This is a genomic window from Planktothrix sp. FACHB-1355, assembly GCF_014748295.1.
Classification (GTDB): Bacteria; Cyanobacteriota; Cyanobacteriia; order Cyanobacteriales; family Aerosakkonemataceae; genus Aerosakkonema; species Aerosakkonema funiforme_A.
This window is the reverse complement of the sequence record NZ_JACJUP010000156.1, coordinates 1-8,791: the sequence shown is the minus strand read 5'-3', so window position 1 is coordinate 8,791 and position 8,791 is coordinate 1. Positions and strand designations below refer to the sequence as shown.

Annotated in this window: 8 protein-coding genes; 6 read left to right on the top strand and 2 right to left on the bottom strand. The window is 44.6% G+C overall.

Features of this window, described 5'->3' with window-relative positions; genetic code table 11:
* Positions 1 to 309: 309 nt before the first annotated feature.
* Positions 310 to 735: a nuclear transport factor 2 family protein gene (locus H6S82_RS09715; protein ID WP_190464854.1), complete on the bottom strand. Its 426-nt coding sequence runs from the start codon at positions 733 to 735 to the stop codon at positions 310 to 312.
* A gap of 148 nt (positions 736 to 883) precedes the next feature.
* On the bottom strand, positions 884 to 2,311 hold the full coding sequence (locus H6S82_RS09710) for an ascorbate-dependent monooxygenase (RefSeq protein WP_190464853.1): 1,428 nt from the start codon (positions 2,309 to 2,311) through the stop codon (positions 884 to 886).
* Between the two features lie 329 nt (positions 2,312 to 2,640).
* Between H6S82_RS09710 and H6S82_RS09705 the strand changes: the two genes are divergently transcribed.
* From H6S82_RS09705 to H6S82_RS32980, 6 genes are all read left to right on the top strand, one after another.
* Entirely contained in the window at positions 2,641 to 4,479 is a 1,839-nt protein-coding gene (locus H6S82_RS09705) for a carbamoyltransferase (RefSeq protein WP_190464852.1), read from the top strand.
* Between the two features lie 12 nt (positions 4,480 to 4,491).
* Entirely contained in the window at positions 4,492 to 4,896 is a 405-nt protein-coding gene (locus H6S82_RS09700; RefSeq protein ID WP_190464851.1) for an SxtJ family membrane protein, read from the top strand.
* The gene (locus H6S82_RS33360; RefSeq protein WP_255512226.1) at positions 4,896 to 5,060 is read left to right on the top strand and encodes a DUF5989 family protein; all 165 of its coding nucleotides are present in this window, start codon (positions 4,896 to 4,898) and stop codon (positions 5,058 to 5,060) included. The genes H6S82_RS09700 and H6S82_RS33360 overlap by 1 nt, the downstream gene beginning before the upstream one ends.
* A 57-nt stretch (positions 5,061 to 5,117) precedes the next feature.
* A complete protein-coding gene (locus H6S82_RS09695; RefSeq protein WP_190464850.1) occupies positions 5,118 to 6,485 on the top strand; it encodes an SGNH/GDSL hydrolase family protein in 1,368 nt (455 codons plus the stop codon).
* A 250-nt stretch (positions 6,486 to 6,735) separates the two neighbouring features.
* Entirely contained in the window at positions 6,736 to 8,109 is a 1,374-nt protein-coding gene (gene gntT, locus H6S82_RS09690; RefSeq protein WP_190464849.1) for a guanitoxin biosynthesis MATE family efflux transporter GntT, read from the top strand.
* Between the two features lie 498 nt (positions 8,110 to 8,607).
* Positions 8,608 to 8,791: hypothetical protein (locus H6S82_RS32980; RefSeq protein ID WP_206756857.1), on the top strand; the 184-nt coding region annotated here is incomplete at its 3' end.

Below are 8,791 nucleotides of genomic sequence, written 5' to 3'. Positions count from 1 at the left end.
TATTAAAATCCCTCATCTGAAAAAACTTTAATTTGGATATTCCAGGAAAGTAAAAATAGTCCCGAACCGACTCGACTGCGTGCCGAAGAGTCGATTAATAAACATCAAAAGTTGTTTGATAGCTGGTTAGAAAAAGCTAGAGAAGCCAAAAAAGCATTTGCTAGTGCAAATCTCTAGCTTGATGTAGATATACATTTAGGACATTTTGTCAAGTCAAAATTAGATGCGATCGCCCTGGGATTTCGTCATTCCGCTGCCACGGGGTTGTTAGGCTCCTATGCGTTCTTGGCAAGTCAAAAGATATCGTTATTACCACGAGTCCAAAGCACTGCAAACTTCCATTGCTTGATTTTCCAATCCGATCCGAATCAATCCGGCTGTGTAGTAACCGCCCATTTCAAAGGTGTTATCTCCTTGATCGTTGGGCAGAAAGTGCATTGCACTCACATGAGCTACACAGATCGCGGTATCATCTGATATTTCCACAACATGGTTAGTGATTTGATGCTGAGTAGCTTTCAATCCGGATAAATCTTGGCGAGCAGCATTAACCATTTCTTCTGGCTGGAAACTTGCCACTGGTATTCCAATTGAGGAATAATCAACCTCAACGGGATTGGCGAAAACGTTGTGAAGAAGCTCCCAATTACGCAGATCGATCGCTAACCCATATTGATTAACGACTTCAATAATTTTCGCTCGATCGGTTAATTTAGCTAGCAAGTCTTCAGTCATAGTTGATGAATTCAGAACTTGAAGTAGACATACGGAGATACAATAGCACATTTGGGAGTTTGTAGAGACGTTTTATACAACGTCTCTACACTTCATCCCCTCGAAAACCGCTATAACTTCATCCCCAAAGTTACGTTTGCGATCGCAACTAACTATGTGTCCTGTTAAGCTGCATAGCGGGATCGGGATCTGAAGCAGAAGCGTTCAACATTTCAGGCTCAGTCGTAACTGTAGCGTTGAATTCATTGATTCGCCTGAGTTCCTCCTGGTTATTATTTACCATTACAGTGGCATAGAGGTCGCACATTTCATCTTTTGAGTACATTCCCCAAGTTACCGTTTTCGGAGGATCGTTTGGGTTATATGGATTATCGCTGGAATTGTCAAAGTAGGCTTCCATCTCCAGCTTTGTGCCTTTCGGCAAGTTCAACGGATGCGAATATTCGTAATCCAATTGCCAGTTGAAGTTCCAGTCTTTCACCGAGATCATCGGTTCGATCGTACCATCTGGAAGAATTGCTCGAACTTTCATCTCTCGACCGAGAAAGTGCATATGGGGCTTGACATCAATGACTTGCACATCAATCGGAATTGTTCTAGTAGCGGTGACTTTATAGTGTGGCTCCCCAGGGGGTATTTCCAAGTTATACTGTCCGAATAAAAGTTTGGTGGCCAGCTTCTGCGGTTTGGTGGAAGCCAGGTATATTCCCACACTGGATCGATCGGTCATCCCATTTGCAGTTGCGGGGTAATGGTTTTCCAAAATCAGATCCGAGCCTTGAGGGATTACGCTGGAAACCCCATCAGGTAAGTAGTTTGCCAACATTCCCGGTGTCCACATATAAATAATATCCGCCCAGTGATTCTTATTCTCCCCCAGGCATGGATATCCTAAACCTGGATATTCTGCATCCCATCTACGTGCCTCATCACTTGCAGCTTGATGTAGATTCGCATGGTGAACAGCTTTGTAATTACCTGGTTTTATTTCTATTGCCCTAACGTACAGGTCTTCCGGCAGATTGAGCGGCAGTACAAAACATTGATATCTGTCTCCATCTGCGGCTTCAACTGTGTATGGTTGTGGTACTTTTAGGATCAGGTCAGGCAATCCTAGTTGCCAGCCTCCCTCCGGGAATTCTGGTGTTGGTGGCAAATCGGCTGCATCGCCCTCGACCGTACCTGTGTTCAACCATTCCTGAATCAGGGCAATTTCTCGATCGCTCAAACGTCGCGAATTTTTGAACTCTCCATACCCAGGCACGGCTTTCCACGGTGGCATATAGCGCGAAGAAGTTGCCCAAGCTATTTCTTCGGCGTGATTTGCTGCATCTTGGTAAGTTAACAACGAGAAAGGGGCAACCTGACCGGGGCGATGACAGGTAGCACAATTCTGATTGAGGATAGGTGCAATATCTTTGGTGTAAGTTACCGATGTCGTCGGCTGATTGCCAGCTTGACTTAATGAAGCAATAGATTCATTCGCCAAACTCACAGGTACGCCAACTGCGAAGGCGGCGGCGAGTATAACTGCCAAGACTAGAATAACTCGATAAATAGTGAGCGCTGGTTTCATCTGTCTATGAATTTGGCAAAAAAGCCATATATACTCGTTAAACGAGAAGCTATTATAGGCGCAAAGCAACTCAATACGTTGCTTGTATCCCTAAAAAAGCTCTCGCGTACCTGTGGTGATTAAGATACTTGAATGTCCCACTGTAGGTAAGCAAGAATCCCCGTCTCTTTAGCACTGGGGAGGAGCGAGCCTTATGGATTTATAATTAACGCAATTCTCCTTGATACGCCCTTTGGTTCCCATTTGTTCAGATTTTTTCCCACTCGTGGGTGGCCTACTTGGTGTAACTTAAGGGGACAAAAGGTTTCGATCGGTTTTGGAAAGCAGCAATGAATATTATAGGTATCTCAGCTTACTATCACGATAGCGCCGCCGCCCTGATCGGAAATGGTGAGATTGTAGCGGCTGCACAAGAGGAACGATTTACAAGAAAAAAGCACGATCCAAGTTTTCCTAGCCAAGCGATCTCTTACTGCTTGAGAGAAGCCGGAATCCAGCTTCAAGACTTGGATTATATAGTCTTTTATGAAAAGCCATTTACTAAATTCGATCGACTCCTAGAAACATACCTAGCCTATGCCCCAAAGGGGTTTCGCTCTTTTATTACCTCCATGCCAGTCTGGCTCAAAGAAAAGCTTTACCTTAAATCAGTCATAAAAAAAGAACTTGCCAAACTGGGAAATTGCCAGCCCTCTCAACTACCTCCCCTGCTCTTTACGGAACATCACCAATCTCACGCTGCCTCAGCCTTTTTCCCCAGTCCTTTCGAGCGTGCTGCGGTTCTTTGCCTCGATGCTGTCGGTGAATGGGCAACAACTTCCCTCTGGTTAGGGGAAGGCAATCAGCTAACACCCAAATGGCAAATTGACTTTCCGCACTCCTTGGGGATGCTTTATTCAGCTTTTACTTACTACACCGGTTTCAAAGTTAACTCTGGTGAGTATAAGCTGATGGGATTAGCACCTTATGGGGAACCCAAATATGCAGACTTGATACTTGACCATCTGTTAGACCTCAAAGAAGATGGCAGTTTCCGGTTGAACATGGAATACTTCAACTACACCACCGGTCTAACTATGACCAACCAGAAGTTCGACACTCTATTTGGTAGCCCACCCCGTAAACCAGAAAGCAAGCTGACCCAACGTGAAATGGACATAGCTGCCTCTGTTCAAAAAGTAACTGAGGAAGTGGTGTTGCGACTGAGCAAAACGGTACACCAACAGCTGGGTGAAGATTATTTGTGTCTGGCTGGTGGTGTAGCTCTCAATTGCGTCGCCAATGGTAGAATTTTGCGAGAAGGTCCTTTCAAAGATATCTGGATTCAACCTGCTGCCGGTGATGCCGGGGGTGCTATAGGAGCTGCCTTGGCGATTTGGCATCAGTACAAAGATCGACCTCGCTCCTTTAAAGGTAGAGATACCATGCAGGGTTGCTATCTTGGGCCTAAATTTAGCCAATCAGAAATTCGCGCTTATCTAGATACAGTTGGCGCTAAGTACGAGCAACTAGAAGATAACGAACTCCTACCAAAACTGGCAGAAATTTTAGCTCAAGAAAATGTCGTGGGCTGGTTCTCCGGTCGGATGGAATTTGGCCCTCGCGCATTGGGGAGTCGATCGATTATTGGCGATCCCCGCAGTCCCAAAATGCAGTCTGTCATGAATCTGAAAATCAAATATCGGGAATCTTTCCGCCCCTTTGCCCCATCAGTTTTAGCCGAACGAGTTTCAGATTACTTTGAAATCGATCGCTCCAGTCCTTATATGCTACTTGTCGCTCCTATCAAAGAGAATTTGCGCCAGACGATGAACTCCCAGCAACAGCAACTATTCGGGATAGATAAGCTGAACGTTCCTCGCTCTACCATTCCTGCTGTTACCCATGTGGATTACTCAGCCCGGATTCAGACAGTTCATCAAGAAACCAATCCCCGATATTATGAACTCATCCGTCATTTTGAACAGAAAACTGGGGCAGCAGTATTGGTGAATACTTCCTTTAATGTTCGCGGTGAGCCAATTGTCTGTACTCCAGAGGATGCCTATCGGTGCTTTATGCGTACTGAGATCGACTATCTGGTGCTGGAGAATTTCTTGTTGGCCAAGTCTCAACAAGGGCAGTTGGAACAGGATGATGCTTGGAAAAAAGAATTTGTGTTGGATTAGAGGAACAGCTTCATGGAGGAAATTCCACAACTTAACAAAAAAGAACTGCGAGATTTTGGACTGATCGCTGGTACAATTGTAGCGGTTTTGTTTGGCCTATTATTGCCGTGGCTTCGCGGTCATACCGTGCCGCTTTCGGCATGGATTATTGCTGGAGTTCTCTGGGTTTTGGCTGCCTTAGTTCCGACAGGACTTGGGCCTGTTTATCAAGTCTGGATGCGAATTGGACTTGTGCTTGGTTGGGTCAACACTCGCATCATCCTGGGAACTATTTTCTTTGCTTTAATGATGCCGATGGGCGCGATTATGCGGCTGTTCAATCAAGACCCAATGGCTCGAAAGTTTGATGCAAATCTAAAAACTTATTGCCGACCGAGCCAGGAAATCACAATAGCAAGTATGGAGAAACCTTTCTAATGTTTGAGACGACACTTGACCTGTTTAAAGACCTCTGGAAATTCATGAAGGAGCAGAAAAAATACTGGCTTGCTCCGCTGATAATGACTTTAGTGATTCTCGGTATTTTGATTACATTTGCTCAGAGTTCTGCGGTGGCACCATTTATCTATACCATATTTTAACAGACGACATACTTGGGTAAAACCAAGAAATTAACACCAGGCACAGGCTAAATAATTATGTTGACTGCCAACGAACTATTCGACGAAGCCTATTATCTAAATAGCAACTCAGATGTAGCAGTAGCCGTATCAAGGGGCGAGTTCAGCACTGGTTTTCTCCACTACAACCAATTCGGTCAATTTGAACAACGCGACCCCAGCGCCTATTTCGATACCAGCTATTATCTGCAAAAATATCAGGATGTAGCTAGTGAAGTAAACGCAGGAAAGACCACAGCGTTTACACACTTCATCAACTTCGGTCAAATTGAAGACCGCAACCCCAACCAGCTGTTCGATACTAAATATTATCTGCAACAGTACCAGGATGTGGCTGCTGCTGTTAACACAGATATACTCACCGGCATACAACATTTCATCGAGTTCGGTGACCGTGAAGGCCGCGCCCCTAGCTCCTTTGTCGATACCAACTTTTACCTGGGCCGGAATACAGACGTAGCTAATGCAGTCAAACAAGGCACAATTGGAGCGACAGAACATTTCATCGCCTTTGGTAGCAAAGAAGGTCGCATTCCCCGCCAGCTGTTCGATAAGATATACGTCTTTGGCGACAGTCAATCAGACGATGGGAATTTATATGCTATACTAGGAGGTTTCTTGCCACCAAGCCCGCCTTATTTTGGCGGACGTTTCACCAATGGCCGGGTATGGACGGAATATCTGGCACCGCAACTGGCATTACCAGTCGATCCTGCCAATAACTTTGCCATTGGCGGCGCTCAAACGGGAAATGAGGATGTGATTAGCTTTGAGGGCGCACCTCCCGCGCCACCATTGCAGAAGCAAGTTGATAATTTTGTCGCCACTCATCCGGTAGCCGACCCGAAAGCACTTTATGTAGTGTATGCCGGAGGTAATGATTATCTTGTTGGCGGAGCAACAGAAGCTGGGCCGACAATTAATAATCTTGCTACAGCGGTAACAAAACTGGCCGCTATTGGTGGGAAAAACTTTATGATGCCGAACTTACCAAACCCATCCGGCTCTCCCTTCTCGGTTAGTCAAAGTCCTGAGTTTCAACAATCATACACACAATTAGTTGACCAGCACGCCAGCATTTTGGCAGCAACTATACCAAATCTAGAAAAAAGCCTGAATATTAACATTATTCCTGTAGATTTTACTGGGTTTCTCAGGCAAGTGCGGGCCAATCCCCAGAATTACGGAATCACTAACCTCGGCAATGTGGTACCGGGTGCTGGTGGTAGCCCGGAAGTAGCCAATTTTACACTACCACCAGGGGTTAACCCAGACCAATATTTGTATTGGGATCTAGCACATCTAAGTACCCACACCCACCAATTAATTTCAGAAGCAGCTTTGAGGGCAACTACGGCTATAGGGGAAGTTGTGGAAATTTTATAAAGTGAAATTTGCTCAGATTACCCTGTCGGGCAAAGCAGCGTCGAGCCGATTCCAGATGGTTGGCGAAAAGTAATGTAAACTAAGATTAAATTTGGATTAGTGCAGCACGGCAGAAATAAACCACCAGTTGAACAAAGCTGACTAGCTGACTTGACAAGCAATATCCCTTCTGCCGTCTGCCGTCTGCCTTCTTGCACTAGCCTGTACCTAGAGTCGCTCTGTTTGGCCTGTAACTTACTCGAATTAATCGATGAATTTGACCATTTCAAATCAATACAATTTTCTCGGTCGCTTCTTCCGACTGGCTCTTGCTAACACAGTTTCATACATCATGGAGCCATTAGCTGGTTTAATCAGTGTGGCTTTTTTAGGTCACTTATCAGATATTAATCAGTTAGTTGGGGTGGCTCTGGCTACAGTCCTGTTTAACGGCATCTACGCTATTTTGTCTTTTGTACGAATGAGTACTACAGGGATAACCGCTCAAGCTGTAGGGCGAAACGATCGAGAGGAAGTTCTTCTGACAGGACTGCGTAATGTTTTAATTGCTGTAGGGATAGGTTTACTCATCTTGGTTTTGCAGTACCCGTTGCGAGAAGTAGGGTTTGTGCTACTAGGTGGTACTCCAGAAGCCAAAGCTTCAGCTTTTGATTATTTCAACGCCAGGATTTGGGCAGCCCCTGCTGTGATGATCAACTTTGTCCTGTTTGGTTGGTTTCTGGCTCAAGAGATGAGTGGCAAGGTGTTGCTGATGTCCTTTGTTGGCAACACCAGCAATGTGCTACTAAACTACTTGTTTATTGTCCGGTGGGACTGGGGAAGTACGGGGGCTGGACTTTCCCAAGGTATTACCCAGTATCTAGTGTTGTTGGTAGGATTGATTTTTTTATGCCTACAAGTCCAGTGGCAAGAATTAAAAACGGCGGCAGTAAAAGTTTTTCAAAAGTCAGGTTTTAAATCTGCCTTTACTCTTAGTGGAAACTTATTTGTCGCCATGATAGTTACCATCTTCTGTTTCAACATTTTCCAAGACCTAAGTTCCAATATGGGGACGATTATCTTTGCTGAAAATACTTTGATGATGCAGTTGGTTAACTTAAACTTCTACTTGATAGAGGCAGTGTCATTGGCTACAGAAAGCCTCAGCGGACAATTTGTAGGCAAAAAAGCTAATGAGCAGTTAATGCCTGTGGTGGGAGTCTCTGTAGCAACCAGTCTACTGCTGGGACTTAGCATATCTCTTCTGACTGTCTTCTTCCCTGAAAATGTATTTGGGCTGTTAACCGACCATACCGAAGTAACTGAAACTATTGATATCTATGTGCGGTGGTTACTACCCGTTATGGGAATTTGCTCGATTGCTTACATATTTGATGGCTACTTCTTGGCTTTAACAGAAGGGCATACGGTTCGCAACGTTACTTTAGTCGCTATGGCTGCGGGATTTCTGCCTGTGGCTTTAGGCGCTGTATATTTTCACAGTAACCATCTGTTATGGTTCGGTCTGTCGATGTTTATGCTTGTAAAAGCAATAATGTATGGAGTACAGCTACCCAGGACGTTTAGGAGCGATCCGGAGGAAGTGACTCTGAAAACAGAATCTCAAGTTACAGGATTGAATTAATTTACCGAGGGAGTTTGGGGAGCTATAAGCTCAGCTTTTTGAGTTCTTCCGGTTATCTGGTAGTATCTGACCATATGTTCGGATTCTCGATGCGGATAGACGAATTGTAGTTTTTACTATGGCATCATATTGCCGTCAACTAAAAGCTCTAAACGCAAGTATTTCCCCAGAATTTTACCAAAATTTAAGATTGTCCCAAATCTGCTTCCTCTCCTCCATTTTTTTATTCGGGAAGCGTTGCTCTAAAACGCTTTCCTAACCAGAATTTAGGAGTCATAAATCGACTTCCTCTTACCCCTTTTTTGCTTCGTGAAGCACTACCATAAAACTACGAACAAATTGATAAATTCCAGACTCCTGAACTAGACGAGGGAATCAAGATTTGGTATGAGTAACTTAGGCAAGGGATTTTTCAGTTGGTTGTGAATTTTTGGCGATGCGCTCAAGATTGGTACTTGTTCGATCGGCAAATCTATATGCCTCAAGAATGACACAGAGATGAAACCAGCAGTGAAGATTTATAGAGTTATTATAGTTTTGGTAATTATCGTCACAGCTAGCTTCGGAGTTGGTATACCTGTAAGCTTGGCGACTGACTCTATTTCAACATTTCGTCAAACAGGAAGCAACGAGCCGAGTGAGGTAACTTACACCAAAGATATTGCGCCTATCCTGAATAAGA

Excerpts from the sequence above, each read along its gene's own strand:
- H6S82_RS09715 (WP_190464854.1), bottom strand. The coding sequence starts at position 735 with ATGACTGAAGACTTGCTAGCTAAATTAACCGATCGAGCGAAAATTATT.
- H6S82_RS09710 (WP_190464853.1), bottom strand. The coding sequence starts at position 2,311 with ATGAAACCAGCGCTCACTATTTATCGAGTTATTCTAGTCTTGGCAGTT.
- H6S82_RS09705 (WP_190464852.1), top strand. The coding sequence starts at position 2,641 with ATGAATATTATAGGTATCTCAGCTTACTATCACGATAGCGCCGCCGCC.
- H6S82_RS09700 (WP_190464851.1), top strand. The coding sequence starts at position 4,492 with ATGGAGGAAATTCCACAACTTAACAAAAAAGAACTGCGAGATTTTGGA.
- H6S82_RS33360 (WP_255512226.1), top strand. The coding sequence starts at position 4,896 with ATGTTTGAGACGACACTTGACCTGTTTAAAGACCTCTGGAAATTCATG.
- H6S82_RS09695 (WP_190464850.1), top strand. The coding sequence starts at position 5,118 with ATGTTGACTGCCAACGAACTATTCGACGAAGCCTATTATCTAAATAGC.
- gntT (WP_190464849.1), top strand. The coding sequence starts at position 6,736 with ATGAATTTGACCATTTCAAATCAATACAATTTTCTCGGTCGCTTCTTC.